Below are 19,526 nucleotides of genomic sequence, written 5' to 3'. Positions count from 1 at the left end.
GTGGTGCCCGGGAGTGGTTCCCCGGAAAAGCGGTCCGCGCCCGGTCAGCCGGGCCGCCGGGACTGGCCGTGGCGGCCCTCGCCGGCGAGGTAGCCGGACAGGCCGGCCTCGACCTCGCGCAGCGCCACCAGGCCGTGCTCCAGCTCGTTCGCCAGCGCCGCGTCCTCGTCCAGCCCGTCCTGCTCCAGCACCGAGAGCCGGTCCTCCCGCAGGCACGTCTGCGGGAACGCCGCCAGCTCCCGGGCCAGCTCCTCGGCCGCCGCGCGGGCCATGCCGGCCGGCACCACCCGGTTCGCCAGGCCGATCGCCAGCGCTTCCGCCGCGTCCACCGGCCGGCCGGTCAGGATCAGGTCCATCGCCCGGGACTGCCCGATCAGCCGGGGCAGCCGCACCGTCCCGCCGTCGACCAGCGGCACGCCCCACCGCCGGCAGAACACGCCGAACACCGCGTCTTCGCCGGCCACCCGCAGGTCGCACCACAGCGCCAGCTCCAGCCCGCCCGCCACGGCGTGCCCGGACACCGCCGCGATCACCGGCTTCGACAGGCGCAACCGGGTCGGCCCCATCGGGCCGGTCGGCGACCGCGGGTCGTTGCCGCGCTGCGTGCCCAGCGCCTTGAGGTCCGCGCCCGCGCAGAACGTGCCGCCCTCGCCGTGCAGCACGGCCACCGACAGCGAGTCGTCCTCGTCGAACTCGCGGAACACCTCGGTCAGCGTGTGCGCGGTCGGCCCGTCCACCGCGTTGCGCACCGCCGGCCGGTTCAGCAGGACCGTGCAGACCGGTCCGGACCGCTCCACCCGCACCGAGCTCACAGCTCCGGCAACCCCCGTCCGATGATCGCACCGAAGTCCGTGCCGCGCGGCAGCGTGCCGAACGCCGCGCCCCGGTCGCCGGCCAGCCGGGACGCGCAGAACGCGTCCGCGACCGCCGGGTGCCCGTACCGGACCAACAGGGAACCCTGCAACGCCAACGCCATCCGCTCCACCAGCCCGCGCGCCCGGACCTCCAGGTCGTCGAGGTCCGCCAGTGCGGTCCTCAGCGCCGCGACGGCCGCGTCCAGCCGCCGGTCGGCACCCTGTGCCGCGTCCAGCTCGGCGAAGAACCCGGCCACCGCGTCCGGCTCGCGGGCCAGCACCCGCAGCGCGTCCAGCGCGGCCACGTTGCCCGACCCCTCCCAGACGGACATCAGCGGCGACTCGCGGAACAGCCGGGGCATCCCGGACTCCTCGACGTACCCGTTGCCGCCCAGGCACTCCAGCGCCTCGGCGGCGTGCGCCGGGCCGCGCTTGCACACCCAGTACTTGGCCACCGCCAGGCCGAGCCGGCTGCGCGTGCCGGCCAGCCACAGCGCGACCGTCGTCGCCGCCTCGGACTCCACCGCGAGGTCCGCCAGCACGTTGCGCATCACCGGCTGGTCGATCAGGGCCCGCCCGAACGCCGTCCGGTGCGCGGCGTGGTGGGTCGCCTGGGTGAGGCCGTAGCGCATCCCGGACGCGCTGCCCAGCACGCAGTCCAGCCTGGTCGCGTTGACCATCTCGATGATCGTCCGCACGCCCCGGCCGGGTTCGCCGACCAGCCAGCCGACCGCGCCGTCGTACTCCACCTCGGCGGAGGCGTTGGACCTGTTGCCCAGCTTGTCCTTGAGGCGCTGGAGGAACAGCGCGTTGCGCGTCCCGTCCGGCAGCACGCGGGGCAGCGCGAAGCAGGACGGGCCCTCCGGCGTGACCGCGAGGGTGAGGAACAAATCGGACATCGGCGCGGAGGTGAACCACTTGTGGCCGGTCAGCAGGTAGTGGTCGCCCGCCTCCGTCGCGGTGGTGGTGTTCGCGCGGACGTCGGAACCGCCCTGCTTCTCGGTCATCGACATGCCCGCGATCAGGCCGCGCTTGCCCTCCGGCGGGCGCAGGCCGAAGTCGTAGGTGGTCGACGCCAGCAGCGGTTCGAACCTCTCGGCCAGTTCGGGTGCTCTGCGCAGCGCGGGCACGGCGGCGTAGGTCATCGAGATCGGACACCCGTGCCCCGCTTCGGCCTGGCTCCACACGTAGAACTTCGCCGCGCGGGCCACGTGCGCGCCCGGCCGCCCGTCCCGCCACGGGGTGGCGTGCAGGCCGTGCGCGACGGCGGTGGTCATCAGCCGGTGCCAGGCCGGGTGGAACTCGACCTCGTCCACCCGGTGTCCGTGGCGGTCGTGCGTGTGCAGCACCGGCGGGTGGGCGTTCGCCTGTCGTCCCAGGTGCTGGGCGTCCGCCGAACCCGCTTCGAGCCCGAGTTCGCGGAGCTCGGGCTCGGCCCACCCCGCGCCGCCGCGCCGCAGACCGTCCAGCAGCGCGGGGTCTTCGGCCACGTCGTGGCCCTCCAGCGGCGGTGCCTGGTTGGTCACCTGGTGCGTGGCGCGGGTCATAGCCGTCAGGGTACTACCGAGCGGTAACTTCGCGGTCGGTTCATAATTGGGGGTGCTGACGCCCCTTCGTCGGCCTAACGTCGATCCCGTGAGCGATCACAGGCAGGCGGTGGCCGCGCTGCGCGGCCAGTACGCGGCGATCCCGACGGGGCAACCCGTCCGGCTCGCCAAGCCGACGTCGAACCTGTTCCGGTTCCGCGCCGACCAACCCGGCGGCCTCGACGTGGCCCGCTTCGACCGCGTGCTCTCGGTCGACGCGTCCGCGCGCACCGCCCAGGTCCAGGGCATGACCACCTACGAGAACCTGGTGGACGCCACCCTCCCGCACGGCCTGATGCCACTGGTGGTGCCCCAGCTCAAGACCATCACGCTCGGGGGCGCGGTGGCCGGGCTGGGCATCGAGTCGAGCTCGTTCCGCAACGGACTGCCGCACGAGTCGGTGCGCGAACTGGAGGTGCTGACCGGCGACGGCGAGGTCGTCGTGGTGGGACCGTCCGACGACCTGTTCCGGGGTTTCCCGAACTCCTACGGGACGCTCGGGTACGCGCTGCGGGTGGAGATCGAGCTGGAGCGGGTCCAGCCGTACGTCCGGTTGCGGCACGTGCCGTTCGGGTCGGCGGCGGAACTGGCCGAGGTCGTGGAGGCGGTCTGCGCCGAGCGGTCCTACCAGGGCGAGCCGGTCGACTTCATCGACGGCACGGTGTTCTCCGGGCAGGAGCAGTACCTGACGCTGGCCGACTGGGCCGACAGCGCGCCGTACCGGTCCGACTACACCGGGCGCGGCATCTACTACCGGTCGATCCAGGCCCGGCGGACGGACTACCTGACCGTGCGGGACTACCTCTGGCGCTGGGACACCGACTGGTTCTGGTGCTCGCGGGCGTTCGGCGTGCAGAACCCCGTGGTGCGCAGCCTGGTGCCCAAGCGGTACCTCCGGTCGGACGTCTACCGCAGGATCGTGGCGTGGGACCGGCGGCGCGGGTTCAGCGCCAAGCTGAGCAAGGCCGTCCAGGAGCCGGTGATCCAGGACGTCGAGATCCCGGTCTCGAAGCTGGCCGGGTTCCTGGACTTCTTCCACCGCGAGATCGGCATCGAACCGGTCTGGCTGTGCCCGGTCCGGCTGCGCGACCGCGCGGGCTGGCCGCTGTACCCGATGGACCCGGACGTGCTCTACGTCAACGTCGGCTTCTGGTCCACCGTGGACCTGGGACCGGACGAGCCGATGGGCAGCCGCAACCGGCTGATCGAGGAAGAGGTGACCGGGCTCGGCGGCCACAAGTCGCTGTACTCGGATTCCTACTACGGGGAAGAGGAGTTCTGGGCGAACTACAACGGCGACACGTACCGCGACCTGAAGGAGCGGTACGACGCCGACGCCCGGCTCCCCGATTTGTACGCCAAGTGTGTTCTCCGCAGGTGAATGGAGGGTCCATGCGGTTGGCCGAGGTGTTCCAGCGGGCGGTCGGCGGCGACGCGTCCGTCGGGTTCAGCGCATACGACGGCAGCCGGGCGGGTTCGGCCGACGCGGACGTGCGCATCGAGGTGAGGTCGCCGGAAGCGCTGTCCTACCTGGCGTCCGCGCCGGGTGAGCTGGGGCTGGCGCGCGCGTACGTGACCGGGCACCTGGAGATCATCGGGGACGTGTACGGCGCGCTGGTGCACCTGTCCGAGATGTCGTTGCGGGAAGTGCCGTGGCTGGAGCGGATCGAGCTGTTGGGACAACTGGGGAGGCAGCGGCTCAACGCGAGGGTCGAGATCCCGCCGCAGGAGCGGAAGCTGCACGGCCTGCGCCACTCCAAGGCGCGGGACCGCGAGGCGATCGCGCACCACTACGACGTGTCGAACACGTTCTACGAGTGGCTGCTCGGGCCGTCCATGGCCTACACCTGCGCGGTGTACCCGACCGCGACGTCCACCCTGGAAGAGGCCCAGTTCGCCAAGCACGAGCTGGTCGCCCGCAAGCTCGGCCTGCGTCCCGGGATGCGGCTGCTGGACGTCGGGTGCGGCTGGGGCGGGATGGTCATGCACGCCGCGCGCGAGCACGGCGTGCGGGCGCTGGGCGTCACGCTGTCCCGGAACCAGGCGGAGTGGGCGCAGAAGGCCATCGTCGAGGCGGGCCTGTCGGACCTGGCCGAGGTGCGGTACCTGGACTACCGGGACGTCCGGGAGGACGGCTTCGACGCGGTCAGCTCGATCGGGCTCACCGAGCACATCGGCAAGGCCAAGCTGCCCGCGTACTTCCGGTCGCTGTACCGGAAGCTGCGCCCCGGTGGGCGGATGCTCAACCACTGCATCACCCGGCCGGACAACCGGCAGCGGGCGCGGACCGGCGGGTTCATCAACCGGTACGTGTTCCCGGACGGCGAGCTGGTGGGGCCGGGGCACCTCGTGTCGCTGATGCACGACACCGGGTTCGAGGTGCGGCACGAGGAGAACATCCGCGAGCACTACGCGCTGACCCTGGCGGCGTGGGGGCGGAACCTGGAGGCGCACTGGGACGACGCCGTGGACGAGGTCGGCCCGGGACGGGCGCGGGTGTGGCGGTTGTACCTGGCCGCGTCCCGGCTGGGCTTCGAGCGGAACAACATCCAGCTCCACCAGGTGCTGGGGGTGAAGCTGGACGGGGCGACGTCCGGGATGCCGTTGCGGCCGGACTGGCTGGGCTGAGGCGGTCGGCTTTCGTCGCCGAGGGGACCCGCAGGGCGTCGCCGTGCGGGTCCCCTCGGCGACGGGAGCCACTCCCGACCCATCAGGTCAGCTCGTCGGCGATCTGCCCGGCCTGGTTGGCCGGGATCGCGAACCCGATGCCGACGCTGCCCGCCGACCCGCTCTCCGATGCCGGCGAGTAGATCGCCGAGTTGATCCCGACCACCTCGCCGGCGGCGTTGATCAGCGGTCCGCCCGAGTTGCCCGGGTTGATCGACGCGTCGGTCTGGATGGCCTGGTAGCTCACCGGCGCGGACCGGCGCGTCTCGCCCGGCACGGTGACCTTCCGGTCCAGCGCGCTGACGATCCCGGACGTGACCGTGCCCCGCAAGCCCTCCGGCGAACCGATCGCCACGACCTGGTCGCCGATCGCCACGCCGTCCGAGTCGGCGAACACGGCCGGCGTCAAGCCGTCGACCCCCTGTGCCCGCACGACCGCCAGGTCACTCGTCGCGTCCGTGCCGAGGACCTCCGCGTCCACCGTCCGACCGTCGTCCAGCGTCACCGACACCTGCTGCGCGCCGGACACGACGTGGTTGTTCGTCAAGATCCGCCCGTCGGCCGACAGCACCACCCCGGAGCCGATGCCCTGCCCCTGCGCCGTGACGACGTTCACCTGCACCACGCTCGGCAGCACCTTCGCCGCGACCGCGCTGACGTCCAGCGCGGACCGGTCCGAGGTCTGCGAGGCCACCGGCGAGCCGACCGCGCCGACGGCCGCGTCGGGCGCGTTCAGCGCGCCGACCACGCCGCCGGTGACCCCGCCGAACAGCGCGGCGACCAGCGCCGCCGAGGTGACCACCGTGCTGGTCCGCCGCCAGAACGGCCTGGGCGTCGGCGGGACCGGAGGGAGCCCGAAAGCCTGCGGGCCGGAGTACTGCGGACCGTCGTGCGGTGATCCGCTCATCACGGGGGAGTTCTGCGTCATGACCCCAGGAAAGCCCCGCAGGCTATGAGCGGGCTGAGCGTGCGCCCAGGACTTGCCAAGAAAGTCGCGAACCTCCTCCGGGGGTGGTGCCGCGAGGGGGTGGGCGGACCGGGACTGGCGAAGTGTCCCGGTCCGCCCGGTTCGGTCACCTCTACGCGTGCTCCGGCGGGCTGATCAAGGACTCCGGAATGGCCGAGTCCTCGGTGCCCCACTTCTCCAGAATCCGCAGGTAGGTGCCATCCTTGACGAGTCGGTTCACGGCTGCCTGGAACGCGGGCGCGAGGGGCGAACCCTTCCGGAACGCGAATCCCACGTCCAGCCGCTTGAACTCGTTGAGGAACTTGAGGTTCGGTTGGTTCGCGGCGGCGTGGCGCAAACCGTTGATCGTGCTCATCACGACGTCGATGTGCCGCTGCTGGAGGCCGAGGTAGATCGCCGCGTTCTCGGCGAAGCTGAGCACCTCGTAGGCGGGCTTCCCGGCGTCCGGGCAGACGTGCTTCTCCTTCTCCAGGGTCGCCTCGAACGTGGTGCCCGCACCTGTGCCGATCCTGAGCCCGCACAGCTCCCGCAGGTCGTGCACCCCGGTCAGCCGGGTGTCGTCCGCGCGCACCGCGAAACCCTGGCCGTCGTTGATGTAGGTGACGAAGTCGATGGTCTTCTTCCGCGCCTCGGTGACGCCGAAGTTGCCCGTGCCGACCTGGTACTTGCCGCTGCCCAGCGCCGGGAGGATGACCTCGAACGCGGCCACCTCGCGCTCGATCCGCACGCCGAGCAGCCTGCCGACCGCCTCGGCCAGGTCGACGTCCTGGCCGAGGACCGTCCTGTTGTCCTCGGCGTAGAAGGACGACGGCGGCTGGCCGCCCACCGACGACCCGAACTTCACCACGCCCGCCGCGCGGACGTCCGCCGGCAGCAGGTTCGCGAGCGCCTCGTCCTCGGTGAGCCCGGACAGCACGTCCGCACCCGGCTGGACGCCGGTGCCCGCCGGGTTCGTGGCGTCCGCCGACGAGCACCCGGTCACCACGAGGGTGAGCAGGCTCAACAACATCAGCAGGTGTCTCGTGCGCATCTAGGCTTCCTCGGTCAGGTGCTTCTCGAAGGCGAGCGGCCCGACGGTGAGCGGATCCGCCCGCACGTCGAACAGCGCCGTGTACCCGGTGGCCAGGTAGAGACCCCGGGCTTCCGGTTGTCGCGGGCCGGTGGTCAGGTGGATCCGGCGGTAGCCGAGCTGCGCGGCGGCGCGCTCCAGCTCGGCGACCACCCGGCGGCCGAGACCGCGCCGCCGGTGGCCGGAGTGCGTCCAGATCCGCTTCAGCTCGGCGGTGTGCTCGTCGTACCGCTTGAACGCGCCGCCCGCGACGGCCGAGCCGTCCTCCAGCAGCAGCAGGAGCACGCCGTCCGGCGGGGCGAACAGCGCCGGGTCGTGGCGGGTCATCTCGTCCCGGCCCCGCTCGCCGTACCGGGACGCGTACTCCTCGGTCAGCTCCTCCTTCAGCGGCAGCGTCTCCGGGTCGTCCCAGCGCACCCGGCGGGCCTCGACGGTGTCGACGCTCATCCGTCCACCACGAGGGACTCCCGCCGGGGCTCCACGACCCGGGAGGCGCGTTCCCGGTCGCGCTTCGCGACCTCTTCGCGGACGATCGGGATCACGTACCGGCCGAAGTCGATGGTGTCGTCCACCATGTCGTAGCCGCGTGCCGACAGGATGTCCACGCCGAGGTCGTAGTAGTCCAGCAGCGCCTGCGCGACCGTTTCCGGCGTGCCGACCAGGGCGTTGGAGTTGCCCGCGCCGCCGGTCGCCGCCGCCGTGGGCGTCCACAGCGCGCGGTCGAACCGCTCGCCGCGCCCGGCGATCTCCAGCAGCCGCTGCGAACCGGTGTTCTCCGGGCTGGTCAGGGAGTGCCTGCGGGTCAACGACTTCCCGCCCGCCGTGCGCCGCTTGATCGCGTCCACCGTGCGGTGGGCCTTCTCCCAGGCCAGTTCCTCGGTCGCGCCGAGGATCGGCCGGAACGCCACCTGGATGCGCGGCACGTCGGTGCGGCCGGCCTCGCGCGCGGCCCGCCGCACCTCCTCGATCTGCGTGGCGGTGTCGGCCAGCGGCTCGCCCCACAGGCAGAAGATGTCCGCCTCCGCGCCACCGGCCCGGTACGCGGCCGGCGACGACCCGCCGAACGACACGTTCGGCCGTGGCCGCTGCACCGGGAACACGTCGCTGACGAAGTCGGCGAAGCGGTAGTGCTCGCCCTCGTGGTCGAACGGCTCGTGCGAGGTCCAGACCCGTTTGACGATCCCGATGTACTCGCGGGTGCGGGAGTAGCGCTGGTCCTTGGTCAGGTGGTCGCCCTCGCGCCGCTGCTCGTGGTCGGTGCCGCCGGTGATGAAGTGCACCGTCAGCCGACCGTCGCTGATCTGGTCGAGCGTGGCGAAGGTCTTCGCGGCGAACGTCGGGTAGGAGACGTTCGGCCGGTGCGCCAACAGGATCTGGAGCTTGTCCAGCTTGGTCGCGACGTAGGCGGCGACCTGCGCGGGCTCGGGCGAACCGGAGCCGTAGGCGAACAGGACCCGGTCCCAGCCGTGCTCTTCGTGCGCGCGGGCCAGGGTGAGCGCGTACTCCTTGTCGAAGGACGCGCCGGTGCGCGGGCGGGTCTCCGACCCGTCGTTGGTGCCGCCGATCCCCAGAAACTCAACAGGCACGTCGAGTACCTTCCACGTGGTGGTGCTTGCCCGAGGGGGAAATCCCGAAGAACGCCCGGGAAGAAGTTCCGGGCAGGTCAGGTGCTTGGTGCCGTGGCCCGGAACCGGAACCGGGCCCGGAGGCGGAGCGCCGACGCGCCCACGGCGTTGAGGGAGACGCGCGGGGTCGGCGGGCGGGTCAGCCCGAACAGGAAGAGGACCACACCCGACCGAAGTCGATGTGGCCGCGAATGACCAGCCGCACGGGTTCCACGACACCAGTGCAGCAGCGCCGGACGAGGTCGTCAACGACGGTTCGACCGGCGTCCAGATGACGGAATACCTTGACTTCCCGCGCGGTCGCGCGCCTACGATCGCGACGCGGCGTTGAGGGACGCGGCACCGTTCCGTGTTCCCTCTGCTCTGGAGACGTCGTGAGCGCTTCGACCGTCGTGTCACCGCCACAGGTCCGGAAAGCCGCCGAGATCGTGCCGTTGCGCCGTCCGTGGCGCTGGGTGTCGGCGGTGCTGGTCCTGTCGGCCCTGGCGCTGGTCCTGTGGTCGGTGGTGGTCAACGAGCAGTTCCAGTGGGACGTGGTCGCCCGGTACTTCACCACCGAGGCGGTGTTGCGCGGGCTGGGGCTCACCTTGTGGCTCACCGCGCTGACCGTCGTGCTGGGGTTCCTGGTCGGCGGCGTGCTGGCCGTCATGCGGCTGTCCGGCAACCCGGTGTTGGCGGGGGTGGGCTGGGGCTACGTCTGGCTGTTCCGCTCCGTGCCGCTGCTGGTGCAGTTGCTGTTCTGGTTCAACATCGGGGCGCTGTACCCGGTCCTGTCCGGCGCGACGCCGATCATCGGACCGGTCACGGCGGTGATCATCGGCCTGGTGCTGCACGAGGCCGCGTACGCGGCGGAGGTGGTGCGCGGCGGCATCCTGTCGGTGGACGCCGGGCAGGTCGAGGCGGCGCTGGCGCTGGGCATGCGGCGCGACCGGGTGCTGCGCCGGATCGTGCTGCCGCAGGCGATGCGGGCGATCATCCCCGCCGCCGGGAACATGCTCATCGGCACGCTGAAGGGCACGTCGATCGTGAGCGTGCTGGCCGTGCAGGACCTCCTGTACTCCGTCCAGCTCATCTACAACCGCAACTACCTGATCATCCCGCTGCTGCTGGTCGCCACCGTCTGGTACGTCATCGTCACCAGCCTGCTCAGCGTCGGTCAGCACTACGTGGAGCGGTACTACGCGCGAGGCGCGGGGAGGCTGTCGTGACGGTCGCCATCCAGGTCACCGATCTGCACAAGAGCTTCGGCGGCACGCCCGTGCTGCGCGGCGTGGACCTGTCCGTCGCGCGCGGTTCGGTGACGTGCGTGATCGGGCCGTCCGGGTCCGGCAAGAGCACGCTGCTGCGCTGCCTCAACCACCTGGAGAAACCCGACCGCGGGGAGATCGAGGTGGGCGGCGTGCTGGTCGGGTACCGGCGGCACGGGGGGAAGCTGCACGAGCTCAAGGAACGCGTCGTCGCCGGCCAGCGGGCGTCGATCGGCATGGTGTTCCAGGGCTTCCACCTCTTCGGGCACCTGACGGTGCTGCAAAACGTCGTCGAGGCACCGGTGGGCGTGCTGGGCCTGCCGCGCGCGGAGGCCGAGGAGCTGGCGCGGTCGCTGATCGCGCGGGTCGGCCTGGCCGGGCGCGAGGACGCCTACCCGCGCCGGCTGTCCGGCGGGCAGCAGCAGCGGGTGGCGATCGCGCGCGCGTTGGCCATGCGGCCCGAGGTGATGCTGTTCGACGAGCCCACCTCGGCGCTGGACCCCGAACTGGTGGGGGAGGTGCTGGAGGTGATGAAGGACCTCGCCGCCGACGGGATGACGATGGTCGTGGTGACCCACGAGATCGCGTTCGCGCGGTCCGTCGCGGACACCGTGGTGTTCCTGGACGAGGGGCTGGTGGTCGAGACCGGGCCGCCCGACGTCGTGATCGACGGTCCGCGCCACGCCCGCACCCGCGAGTTCCTGGCCCGCGTGCGATGAACGTCGTGGTGCTGGTGGGGGCGGGGCCCCGGGCGTCCGGCCTGATCGAGCGGATCGCCGCGAACGCGCCGGAACTGCTGGACGGGCCGGTGGAGGTGCACCTGGTCGACCCGTTCGCGGCCGGCTCGGGACGGGTCTGGCGGCACGAGCAGTCGCCGCTGCTGCGGATGAACTCGATGGCCGAGGACGTCACGATGTTCACCGACTCGTCCGTGGTGTGCGACGGTCCGGTGCGGCCGGGGCCGTCGCTCGCCGAGTGGGCCGCCGAGCTGTCCGCGGCGGACCCCGACGCCGGGGTGCGGGCCGGGTCGGCGGCGGTGGAGCCCACCTCGTTCCCGAGCCGGCGGGTGCAGGGCGCGTACCTGAAGTGGTTCCACCGCGAGGCGGTCGCCGCGCTGCCGCCCGGGAGCTCGGTGCACGTCCACCCGACGAAGGTGGTCCGGCTGACCGGGTCGCCGCAGGTGCGGCAGCGGGTGTGGCTGGCCGACCGGTCCGAGCCGCTGGTGGCCGACGTCGTGGTGCTCGCCCTGGGGCACCTGGACACCGAACCGTCGCCGGAACACCTCAAGATGGCCGACTACGCGGCCGAGCACGGCCTGGCGTACCTGCCGCCGGACTACACGGCCGACGCGGACCTGTCGTCGGTGCCGGCCGGTGCGGACGTCGTGGTGCGGGGCATGGGACTGGCGTTCGTGGACCTGGCCGTGCTGCTGGCCGAGGGGCGCGGCGGCGCGTTCGTCCGCATCGGCGACGAGCTGCACTACGCCGCGTCCGGCCGGGAACCCCGGCTGCACGTCGGGTCCCGGCGCGGCGTGCCCTACCACTCCAAGACCGGGTACCGGTTGCGGGGCGAGCCCCCGGGCGCGCCGACGTTCTTCCGGGCGGCCGAGCTGCTGGCCGGGGACGGCGTGGTCGACTTCCGGCGGGACGCGTGGCCGTTGATGGCCAAGGAGATCGCGCACGGGTACTACCGCGAGCTGTTCACCGGGCACCCGACGCGGGTGTCGGTGCCGTGGCCGGAGTTCGCCGCGCGGTTCGCCGCGCTGGACTGGTACGGCGCGGAGATGCGGGAGCTGGAGCGGTCCGCGTTGCCGCGGGAGTCGGACGTGCTCGACTTCGAGCGCCTGGACCGGCCCATCGACGGGGTGACCTTCGCGACGCCCGAGGGGTTCCAGCAGTTCCTGCGGGCGTACGTGGCGGCGGACGTCGAACGGCGGTCCTCCGCGGAGCACAGCGCCGACCTGGGCGCGTTCCTGGCGCTGCTGGGGGTCTACGGGCAGTTCGCGGTGCTCGCGGCGTCCGGGCGGCTGGTCGGCGACGACGGGTGGTGGCACGGGTTCTTCAGCTACTTCGCCAGCGGGCCGCCGCCGGACCGGTTGGAGGAGCTGCTGGCCCTGGCGCGGGCCGGCGTGGTGTCGTTCCTGGGCGCGGACACGTGGGTGGAGGCGGAAGACGGCGTGTTCCTGGCCGGCAGCGCCAGCGTCCCCGGGCACGTCGTGCGGGCGCGGGGGTTGATCGAGGCGCGCCTCCCGGTGCACTCGCTGGAACACACGGCGGACCCGTTGCTGCGGTCGCTGGTGGCGGCGGGGGACGTGTCCGACGTGCGCGGGCTGGTCGAGGTGGACGCGGAGGACAGCCGGATCGTGGACGCGTCCGGCGTCCCGCACCCCCGGCGGTTCGCGGTCGGGCCGTACACGACGAACAAGGCGTACGCGGCGTTCGCGCGCCCGAGGACGAACGCCCCGGCGTTCCGGCAGAACGACGAGGTGGCGCGGGCTCTGCTGCGCTTCCTGGCGGTGGCCGAGGTGGACGAGTCCGTGGCGTGAGGGCGTTCCGGGCCCGGTCTCGGGCGCTCCTGCTCCGCACCCGGTGCAGCGCCTCGGGAATCCCGGTCGGCGGCCGACCGGGACGGAGTTCCCCCGAGGCATCCCGGTCGGCAGTCATCCCGGTCGGCCGGTGCGGCACGACCGGGCCGTCCGCCGGGGCGTCGGCCCTACGTCACGGACGTGTACCGCCCCTGGAACCGGACCAGCGGCGGGTTCCCGGCGTTGTGCTGGATCTCCAGCGGTTCACCGACCAGTGCCACGTGGTCGCCGACGGCGATCCGCCGGGCCGTCCGGCAGCGCAGCCGCACCGGCGCGTCCAGCAGGTGCGGCACACCGTCCACATCGGACCGCCAGCGGGTGTCCGGGTGGCCCCAGCGGTCCGCCCCGGTCTTCGCGAACAGGTCGGAGAGACCGGTCTGGCCCGCGTGCAGCAGGTGCACGGCGAACAGCGGCGCGGTGCGCAGGACCGGCCACGCCGACGCGCCCTCGCCGATCCACACCACGATCAGCGGCGGGTGCAGGCTGGCCGAGGTGAACGAGCTCACCGTCACGCCCACCGGGCCCTCCGGACCGCTCGCGGTCACGATGCCCACGCCCTGCGGGAAGTCGCGCAGGGCGGCCCGCAGCTCGGTGCCCAGCCCGCTCATCGGCCGGCCCCGACCGGCGCGGCGAACCAGCCGGCCTCGGCCACGAAGATCCCGCGTCCCGGCACGGCCGCGCCGAGTTCCGCGAGCAGCGGCTTGAGGTGCGGCTCCACGGCCAAAGCGTGTTTTTCCGCCGCCGCGACCAGCGGCGGGACGGCGGTCGTGCCGCGCAGCCAGTCGGCCGGTGCCTGGTCGGGCACGGCTTTGAGCAGGCCGGTGCAGGTGGCCTTGTAGGTCGGCGAGGCGACCACGAGGACGTCGGCGGTGGCGAGGTCCTCCAGCGCCTCCCGCACGGCCGTGGAGCCCGGCCGGAACACCTCGGCCGCGTCGACCAGCGGACCGTCGGGCGCGACCTCCCGGCCCTGCCCGGTGAGGGGCCGGCGGACGGCCTCGCGCAAGGCCGGCACCGCGTTCAACGTTCGGGAGGCCGGGCGCGGATTGCCGACCAGGGCACCGACGACGAGTGGCTGGGTCATGCTCCCGAGCATCCCAACGTCGTCGGCGGCCCTCAAGGTCGTCCAACGGGCGGGACACCCCCACGGTGGTGCTAGAACTCGGCCGGCGGCCCCCGTTCGGGGACCGCCGGCCGCGAGGTCGGACGCCGGTCAGGCGACCGAGGACAGCACCGAGGCGATCCGGGTCGCGATCCGGTCGTTGTCTGTCGGGGCGAGGCTCAGCCAGCCGTCCTCGCGCACCACCAGGTACCGGCCGTGGGTGGTGTCGAACCACGTGATCAGCACGCCCGCCCTGGTCGCGCGGAACCCGCCGCCGGTGGTCACGCCGAACTGGCCGCCGGCCACCCGGCCGGTCGCGAGCTCGCTGATCGTGGCGGCGTCCTCCCGGGACAGGCCGGCCTTCTGGAGCGCCGCGCGCTCGTCCAGCCCGCTCCCGCCCCACGGGTCGTCGTCGTCCTCGTCGTCCTCCTGCGCCTGGTGCAGCGCGAGGGCGTCGTCGAGCGTCTCCAGCCGGACGGACAGCGCGCTGCCCGGTCCGGCCGCGCCGTGCGGCAGCACCTCGACGATGGACCGCGCCAACGCCGTCGGCCGGATCTCCAGCAGGCCGATCCGGTCGCTGTCGACGACCGCCAGCACCGCGCGCTGTCCGGTCGACGCGGCCACCGCCCGCACCGGGCGGTCCACGTGCGCCACCGCGTCCACCGCGACCTGGTGGTCGGCGAGCAGCCGCAGCAGGTCGACCAGCCGGGGATCGGGGTCGCCGTACTCGGCGAGCACCTCGGCCCGCAGCCGGGCGCGCTCCTCGCCGGTGGACCCGACGCTCGGCACGTCCAGCGGGTAGGGCAGCCGGCCCAGCGCCAGGTCGTGCCAGAGCACGTCCAGCTCGCGCGGGGTGAGCACGAACTGGGGCTCGATCACTGGTCGCCCCTCTTCTTCGGCTTGGTGCCGCCGATCACGGACGGGGGCAGGTGCTCGCCGGGCACCTCGAAGATGTCCTCGCCGCGGAGGTAGGCCGCGGACCGGTGCTCCTTGTCCTCCTGGCCCTGGCCGCCCGCGCCGGCACCGCCCATCGGCGCGCCCGCGCCACCCATCGGGGAACCGGCCGCGCCGGCCGCGCCTCCCGGGAAACCGCCGGGCACCGGCCCGCGCGGGCCGCCGGGAGCGCCGATCCCCGCCGCACCGCCCGCCGCGAGCTGACCCGCGCCACCGCCGCCGGACCCGGTCGGGCCGAAGCCGCCCGCGAAACCGCCCGCGCCACCGCCGCCGAAGCGGGGCGCACCACCGCCACCGCCCGCACCGCCACCGCCCGCACCGCCGCCCGCGCCACCGCCGCCGGGGATCGGCGGGGTGCCGGGGCTGCCGGCCGGGATGTACGGCGGGAGCTTGCCGCTGTTCGGGCCGAAACCGGTCTGCGGCTTGGGGACCACCGTGCCGGGAGGGGCCGGCCGGTACGGCGGGGGCTGCTGCTTGCCCGAGCCGCCGCCGGGGGGCGCGTACGCCGGCGGGACGTACCCGCCACCGGGCGGCTGGTGGCCACCGCCGGTCGGCGGGGTGTAGGAGGGCGGGGTGTACTTGTTCGCCACCGGCACCTGGGCCGCCGCCGCGGCGGCCGTCGTGCCCTCGGGGCGGTACGCCGCCGGCACCTGGGGCGCACTGCCGCCGTACCCACCGCCACCGCCGTACCCACCGCCACCGCCGTACCCACCGCCGCCGTACCCACCGCCGTAACCGCCACCGCCGCCCGCGCCGCCGGGCGGGGTGTAGCCGGCCGGGGCCGCCGCCGTGGGTGCCGCCGCCGACACCTGCGTCGTGCCGTCCGGGACCGCCGCGACCCGCGCGTCGCCCAGGGTGGGCGCGCCTGCCGTGAGCGCCGTCATGAGCTGCGGCTCCTCGACGCGACCGGTCACCGGGTTGAACGGCGCGGTGAACGTGGGGGTGTTCCGGTCGACCGAGCGGGACTCGTCCTCCATCGTGGTCATCACGGCCACGGCCTGCTCGTGCGCTGCGCGGGCCTGGTCGTTCGCGGCCCGCACGTCGGTCGCCGAGTTCACGAAGCCCTGGATGCCGCCGGCGGTGAACGCGCCGGTGGCCTGGTCCCAGCGGAACGCGATCGGCTCGGGCATGCTCGCCCGCGCGTTCTCCATGATGTGGCTCTGGTCGTCGACCCGCTTGCCCACCTCGACGGCGGTCACGGCGGTCTGGGTCACCCAGTCGGCGAGCAGCTTCACGGCGGCGCGCGCGCTGTCGGCCGCCTCGCCCGTCCAGCCCGCCTCGGTGGCCGCCACGCGCTCGGTGATCACCCGCGCGGACTCGGTCAGCTCGCTGCCGAACTGGCCCCACTCCGCGCCGATCTCGCCGGTCTGGCCGGGGTCGTTGTTGTCGTGCACCGCTTCGTAGAGCTCCTGGTGCGACCGCGACGCCCAGTTCTGGGTGTCGGTCAGGACGAGGTCGATCCTCAGGTCAGCCATCGCTCGCCTCTCAGTTGCCGCTCAGGCGGGTCAGTTCGGCGCGGTGTTCCTCGTCGACCGCCAGGAAGTTGCGGATCGCGCTCCGCACGGAGTCGTGCGTCTGCTGGAGGACGTCGCGGTAGGCGACCATCACCGAGACGAAGGACAGCTCGTCGCCCTCGGCGCGGCCCTCGAACTTCGCGGCCATCTTGTCGCCGACCGGGTTCGCGCCCAGCGGGGCGGGGCGCGCCAGCCGGCCCGCCCGCTCCAGCCACGAGTCGACCAGGTCGACCTGCTCCAGGAGCATCTTGCGCATCTCCTCGCCGACCACGGGGTCGAGCGTGACCCGCCCGGAGTTCACGGTCTCCCGCAACGCGAAGACCTGACCGTCCACCGTCGGCGTCGGGGCCACCCCGCCGACGCGGGTGACCTGGCGCGGCACGGCCTCTTCATTCCCTGGTTCGGCGATGTACATCGGATTCCCTCGCGGAGGCAGCCTGCTGGACTGAACACAGGTTCACCCTCTGCTCCAACGCCCGCCCAACGCGCGGCCAACGCCCGCGCCGGCCCGGCCGCGTCGGCGGACCGGGGGAAGTCGCCCACTATGGGAAACTCTCCGACTACAGGGCGACAACGCTGAAAGGTTTTCAGGATGCGGGTGAACCTGCTCGGCCCTGTTGAGCTCGTTTCCGCAGGTGGCACTGCCGTCCGGCTGGGTGCGGCGAAGCGCCGGGCGGTCCTCGCGGCGCTGGCGCTGGAACTCAACCGGGTGGTGTCCGGTGACCGGCTGCTCGCGCTGGTGTGGGACGGCTCACCGCCACCGCAGGCGAAGGCCGCCCTCCAGGGGCACATCGCGCAGTTGCGGAAGGTGCTGTGCGACGGCGTGGTGCTGATCACCCGCGCCCCCGGCTACGTGCTGACCGGTGACCGGGACGCGGTGGACGTGTTCCGGTTCGAAGACCTCGTCGCCGCCGCGCGCGACGCCGCCGACGTGACCGCCGTGGGCCTGCTGACCAGCGCCTTGGCGCTGTGGCGCGGCCCGCTGCTGGCGGACGTGCCGGGCGCGGGGGTGCGCGAGGCGGTGACCGCGAAGCTGGAGGAGCTGCGGCTGGTCGCGGTGCAGGAGCTGGCGACCCGGCTGTTCCGGCTCGACCGGGCCGCCGAAGCGGTGGCCTGGCTGCGCGACGCGGTGGCCGAGCACCCGTTGCGCGAGCCGCTGGTGGCCCGGTTGGTGCTGGCGCTGCACTGGACGGGGCGGCAGGCGGAAGCGCTGGAGCTGTACCACCGGGCCCGGGGGCGGTTGGTCGAGGAGCTGGGCGTCGATCCCGGCCCGGAGCTGCGCGACGCGTACCGGACGGTGCTGGCGGGCGACGCCGCGCCCAAACCGGTCGAGCGCGGTCCCGTGCCCGCGCAGCTACCCCGGGAGCACCGGGGGTTCGTCGGTCGGGAGCCGGAGTTGTCGGACCTGGCGGTGGGGTTGGCCGGTGACTCGGCGATCGGGCTCCTGGTGGGGCCGGCGGGGGTGGGCAAGACGGCGCTCGCCCTGCGCTGGGCGCACCGGGTGGCCGGGGATTTCCCGGACGGTCAGCTCTTCGTGAACCTCCGGGGTTTCGACGAGACCGAGCCGCTGGACCCGCGCACGGCGCTGGTCGGCTTCCTGCGGGCGCTGGGGTTGGCGGACTCGCAGATCGCGGTGGACCTGGAGGCGCAGGCCGCGCAGTTCCGGTCCCTGCTGGCCGGGCGGCGGGTGCTGGTGCTGCTGGACAACGCCCGCTCGGCGGAACAGGTCCGGCCGCTGCTGCCCGGTTCCACCGGGTGCCTGGTGCTGGTCACCAGCCGGCACCGCCTGGACGACCTCGTGGTGACCGAGGGCGCGTCCGCGCTGCACGTCCAGACCCTGCCGGCGGCGAGCGCGGAGAACCTGCTGGCGGCCGTGCTGGGCAGGCACCGGACCGACCAGGAGCCCGACGCCGTGGCGGAACTGGTCGAGCTGTGCGACCGGTTGCCGCTGGCGTTGCGGATCGCGGGCGCGCGGCTGGCGTCCCGGCCGCGCTGGACGATCCAGTCCCTGGTGGACGAGCTGCGCGACGAGCAGCACCGGCTGTCCGCGCTGGAGCTGCCCGAGGCGGGGCGCGGCGTGCACGCGGCGCTCGCGGTGAGCTACCGGGAACTGCCCGAGGGCGCGGCGCGGCTGTTGCGCAGGCTCGGGCTGCACCCCGGCACCGACCTGGACAGCTACACCGCCGCCGCGCTGCTGGACGTCAACGTCGTGAGCGCGCGCACCCACCTGCGGACGCTCGCCTACGCGAACCTGCTGCACGAGTCCACGCCCGACCGGTACTCCCGGCACGACCTGGTGCGGCTGTTCACCCACCACCTGGCGGCCTCCGAGTCCGAAGTGGACACGGCGGTGTCGACGGCCCGCCTGCTGGACTACTACCTGCACGTCGCCGACTCCGGCCGGGCGCACCTGTCCGACCACGTCCGGCCGTTCGGCCCGCGCGAGCACCGGCCCGCGAGCTTCCCGGAGCTGTCCTCGCACGCCGCCGCGCTGGACTGGTTCACGCTGGAGGAGGCGAACCTGGGGCTGGCGCTGGACATCGCGCTCGACAGCGGGCAGCGCGAGCGGACCTGGCAGCTCGCGCTGTGCCTGGACGCGTTCCACTTCCGGCGCGGCAACCGGTTGGACCGGTTGGCGCTGTGCCGCATCGGGTCGGCGGCGGCGCGGGACCTCGGCGACGCGCGCGCGGAGGCGACCTTCCTGCTGCGGCTGGGTTCCACGCTCGCCGAGCTCGGCCGGATCGACGAGGCCGTCGAGACCTGCACGCGGGCGGCGGAACTGGCGGGCGACGACCGGCACCTGGGCGTGGCGGCGCTGGCGAACCTCGGCTACTGCCTGATGGCGGACGACCAGCTCGACCGGGCGCAGGCGACCATCCTGGAGGCGCTGGAGATCGCGCGCGAGGTGGGCGACGAGCGGTCGCAGGCCGGCGTGCAGAACAACCTGGCGAACGTGCTGCTGCGCAAGCACCAGCCGGAGGAGGCGTTGCGGCACGCGGCCGAGGCGCTGAGCCTGATCTCGTCCGTCGCGCCCTCCAAGGCGCACACCGCGACGCTGCACACGGTGGGCACGGCGTCGTTGCAGCTCGGGCGGTTGGCCGAGGCGCTGGAGTCCTACCGGGCCGGGTTGGCGCTGGCCGAGCGGCTGGGGGACCGGTACCAGGAAGCGCTGTGCCACCGGGAGATCGGTGACGTGCTGGAGCGGTCGGAGGGCCTGGACGCGGCCGTGCCGCACTGGCTGGCCGCGCTCCACCTCTACCGCGACCTGCGCCTGGCCGACGCCGACGACGTGGCCCGCAAGCTCGACCCGAACGTCGTCGGCTGAACCGCCCGCCGGCTCCGGCCGGGGCTCGCCGCGCT

17 protein-coding genes are annotated in these 19,526 nt (G+C 73.4%); 6 read left to right on the top strand and 11 right to left on the bottom strand.

Translation table 11 applies throughout. The features are described 5' to 3' along the window. Positions 1 to 44: 44 nt before the first annotated feature. Together AB0G01_RS05655 and AB0G01_RS05650 are read right to left on the bottom strand one after the other, a co-directional pair. Entirely contained in the window at positions 45 to 812 is a 768-nt protein-coding gene (locus AB0G01_RS05655) for a crotonase/enoyl-CoA hydratase family protein (protein WP_360940100.1), read from the bottom strand. Then, entirely contained in the window at positions 809 to 2,401 is a 1,593-nt protein-coding gene (locus tag AB0G01_RS05650) for an acyl-CoA dehydrogenase family protein (protein ID WP_360940098.1), read from the bottom strand. The genes AB0G01_RS05655 and AB0G01_RS05650 overlap by 4 nt, the downstream gene beginning before the upstream one ends. An 88-nt stretch (positions 2,402 to 2,489) precedes the next feature. On the opposite strand from AB0G01_RS05650, the gene AB0G01_RS05645 reads away from it, so the two are divergent. Together AB0G01_RS05645 and AB0G01_RS05640 are read left to right on the top strand one after the other, a co-directional pair. Beyond that, entirely contained in the window at positions 2,490 to 3,821 is a 1,332-nt protein-coding gene (locus AB0G01_RS05645) for an FAD-binding oxidoreductase (protein ID WP_360940096.1), read from the top strand. A gap of 11 nt (positions 3,822 to 3,832) precedes the next feature. Beyond that, positions 3,833 to 5,068: a cyclopropane-fatty-acyl-phospholipid synthase family protein gene (locus tag AB0G01_RS05640; protein WP_360940094.1), complete on the top strand. Its 1,236-nt coding sequence runs from the start codon at positions 3,833 to 3,835 to the stop codon at positions 5,066 to 5,068. 82 nt (positions 5,069 to 5,150) lie between these two features. Here the strand turns inward: AB0G01_RS05640 and AB0G01_RS05635 are convergent, their stop codons facing one another. The 4 genes from AB0G01_RS05635 to AB0G01_RS05620 all read right to left on the bottom strand — a co-directional run bounded on the left by AB0G01_RS05635 (position 5,151) and on the right by AB0G01_RS05620 (position 8,729). After that, a complete protein-coding gene (locus AB0G01_RS05635) occupies positions 5,151 to 6,035 on the bottom strand; it encodes a trypsin-like peptidase domain-containing protein (RefSeq protein ID WP_360940092.1) in 885 nt (294 codons plus the stop codon). 151 nt (positions 6,036 to 6,186) lie between these two features. Further along, entirely contained in the window at positions 6,187 to 7,104 is a 918-nt protein-coding gene (locus tag AB0G01_RS05630; protein WP_360940090.1) for an ABC transporter substrate-binding protein, read from the bottom strand. Then, on the bottom strand, positions 7,105 to 7,590 hold the full coding sequence (locus AB0G01_RS05625) for a GNAT family N-acetyltransferase (RefSeq protein WP_360940088.1): 486 nt from the start codon (positions 7,588 to 7,590) through the stop codon (positions 7,105 to 7,107). After that, a complete protein-coding gene (locus tag AB0G01_RS05620; RefSeq protein WP_360940086.1) occupies positions 7,587 to 8,729 on the bottom strand; it encodes an LLM class flavin-dependent oxidoreductase in 1,143 nt (380 codons plus the stop codon). Before AB0G01_RS05620 ends, AB0G01_RS05625 begins: the two co-directional genes overlap by 4 nt. Positions 8,730 to 9,142: 413 nt before the next feature. On the opposite strand from AB0G01_RS05620, the gene AB0G01_RS05615 reads away from it, so the two are divergent. Genes AB0G01_RS05615 through AB0G01_RS05605 form a run of 3 tightly spaced genes read left to right on the top strand, consistent with a single transcriptional unit; the run spans position 9,143 to position 12,560 of the window. Then, positions 9,143 to 9,976 carry an amino acid ABC transporter permease gene (locus AB0G01_RS05615; RefSeq protein ID WP_360940084.1) on the top strand — a complete coding sequence of 278 codons (834 nt, stop codon included), beginning with the start codon at positions 9,143 to 9,145 and terminating at the stop codon, positions 9,974 to 9,976. Next, entirely contained in the window at positions 9,973 to 10,734 is a 762-nt protein-coding gene (locus AB0G01_RS05610; RefSeq protein ID WP_360940082.1) for an amino acid ABC transporter ATP-binding protein, read from the top strand. Before AB0G01_RS05615 ends, AB0G01_RS05610 begins: the two co-directional genes overlap by 4 nt. After that, positions 10,731 to 12,560 carry an FAD/NAD(P)-binding protein gene (locus tag AB0G01_RS05605; RefSeq protein ID WP_360940080.1) on the top strand — a complete coding sequence of 610 codons (1,830 nt, stop codon included), beginning with the start codon at positions 10,731 to 10,733 and terminating at the stop codon, positions 12,558 to 12,560. The genes AB0G01_RS05610 and AB0G01_RS05605 overlap by 4 nt, the downstream gene beginning before the upstream one ends. Before the next feature lie 167 nt (positions 12,561 to 12,727). Here AB0G01_RS05605 and AB0G01_RS05600 read toward each other — a convergent pair whose 3' ends face one another. The 5 genes from AB0G01_RS05600 to AB0G01_RS05580 form a co-directional block, all read right to left on the bottom strand. Continuing rightward, positions 12,728 to 13,207 (bottom strand): flavin reductase family protein, encoded by a 480-nt coding sequence (locus tag AB0G01_RS05600; protein WP_360940078.1) that lies wholly within the window; start codon positions 13,205 to 13,207, stop codon positions 12,728 to 12,730. Then, entirely contained in the window at positions 13,204 to 13,680 is a 477-nt protein-coding gene (locus AB0G01_RS05595; RefSeq protein ID WP_360940077.1) for an NAD(P)H-dependent oxidoreductase, read from the bottom strand. The genes AB0G01_RS05600 and AB0G01_RS05595 overlap by 4 nt, the downstream gene beginning before the upstream one ends. 129 nt (positions 13,681 to 13,809) lie before the next feature. Beyond that, positions 13,810 to 14,577: an ESX secretion-associated protein EspG gene (locus AB0G01_RS05590; protein WP_360940075.1), complete on the bottom strand. Its 768-nt coding sequence runs from the start codon at positions 14,575 to 14,577 to the stop codon at positions 13,810 to 13,812. After that, positions 14,574 to 16,127, bottom strand: a complete 1,554-nt coding sequence (locus AB0G01_RS05585; protein ID WP_360940073.1) for a PPE domain-containing protein — start codon at positions 16,125 to 16,127, stop codon at positions 14,574 to 14,576. Before AB0G01_RS05585 ends, AB0G01_RS05590 begins: the two co-directional genes overlap by 4 nt. 10 nt (positions 16,128 to 16,137) lie before the next feature. Continuing rightward, positions 16,138 to 16,581: a hypothetical protein gene (locus tag AB0G01_RS05580; RefSeq protein WP_360940071.1), complete on the bottom strand. Its 444-nt coding sequence runs from the start codon at positions 16,579 to 16,581 to the stop codon at positions 16,138 to 16,140. 177 nt (positions 16,582 to 16,758) lie between these two features. Here AB0G01_RS05580 and AB0G01_RS05575 point away from each other — a divergent pair, with 177 nt between their 5' ends. Then, positions 16,759 to 19,491 (top strand): BTAD domain-containing putative transcriptional regulator, encoded by a 2,733-nt coding sequence (locus AB0G01_RS05575; RefSeq protein WP_360940069.1) that lies wholly within the window; start codon positions 16,759 to 16,761, stop codon positions 19,489 to 19,491. The last annotated feature ends 35 nt before the right edge of the window (positions 19,492 to 19,526 follow it).

Source organism: Actinosynnema sp. NPDC023587 (genome assembly GCF_040640215.1).
GTDB lineage: Bacteria > Actinomycetota > Actinomycetes > Mycobacteriales > Pseudonocardiaceae > Actinosynnema.
The sequence above is the reverse complement of the archived record's forward strand: the minus strand, read 5'-3'. Positions and strand labels throughout refer to the sequence as shown.

What these genes read in the sequence shown, in the direction of transcription:
- AB0G01_RS05650 (WP_360940098.1), bottom strand. Translation starts at nt 2,401, where the DNA reads ATGACCCGCGCCACGCACCAGGTGACCAACCAGGCACCGCCGCTGGAG.
- AB0G01_RS05640 (WP_360940094.1), top strand. Translation starts at nt 3,833, where the DNA reads ATGCGGTTGGCCGAGGTGTTCCAGCGGGCGGTCGGCGGCGACGCGTCC.
- AB0G01_RS05635 (WP_360940092.1), bottom strand. Translation starts at nt 6,035, where the DNA reads ATGACGCAGAACTCCCCCGTGATGAGCGGATCACCGCACGACGGTCCG.
- AB0G01_RS05630 (WP_360940090.1), bottom strand. Translation starts at nt 7,104, where the DNA reads ATGCGCACGAGACACCTGCTGATGTTGTTGAGCCTGCTCACCCTCGTG.
- AB0G01_RS05625 (WP_360940088.1), bottom strand. Translation starts at nt 7,590, where the DNA reads ATGAGCGTCGACACCGTCGAGGCCCGCCGGGTGCGCTGGGACGACCCG.
- AB0G01_RS05605 (WP_360940080.1), top strand. Translation starts at nt 10,731, where the DNA reads ATGAACGTCGTGGTGCTGGTGGGGGCGGGGCCCCGGGCGTCCGGCCTG.
- AB0G01_RS05600 (WP_360940078.1), bottom strand. Translation starts at nt 13,207, where the DNA reads ATGAGCGGGCTGGGCACCGAGCTGCGGGCCGCCCTGCGCGACTTCCCG.
- AB0G01_RS05595 (WP_360940077.1), bottom strand. Translation starts at nt 13,680, where the DNA reads ATGACCCAGCCACTCGTCGTCGGTGCCCTGGTCGGCAATCCGCGCCCG.
- AB0G01_RS05585 (WP_360940073.1), bottom strand. Translation starts at nt 16,127, where the DNA reads ATGGCTGACCTGAGGATCGACCTCGTCCTGACCGACACCCAGAACTGG.
- AB0G01_RS05580 (WP_360940071.1), bottom strand. Translation starts at nt 16,581, where the DNA reads ATGTACATCGCCGAACCAGGGAATGAAGAGGCCGTGCCGCGCCAGGTC.
- AB0G01_RS05575 (WP_360940069.1), top strand. Translation starts at nt 16,759, where the DNA reads ATGCGGGTGAACCTGCTCGGCCCTGTTGAGCTCGTTTCCGCAGGTGGC.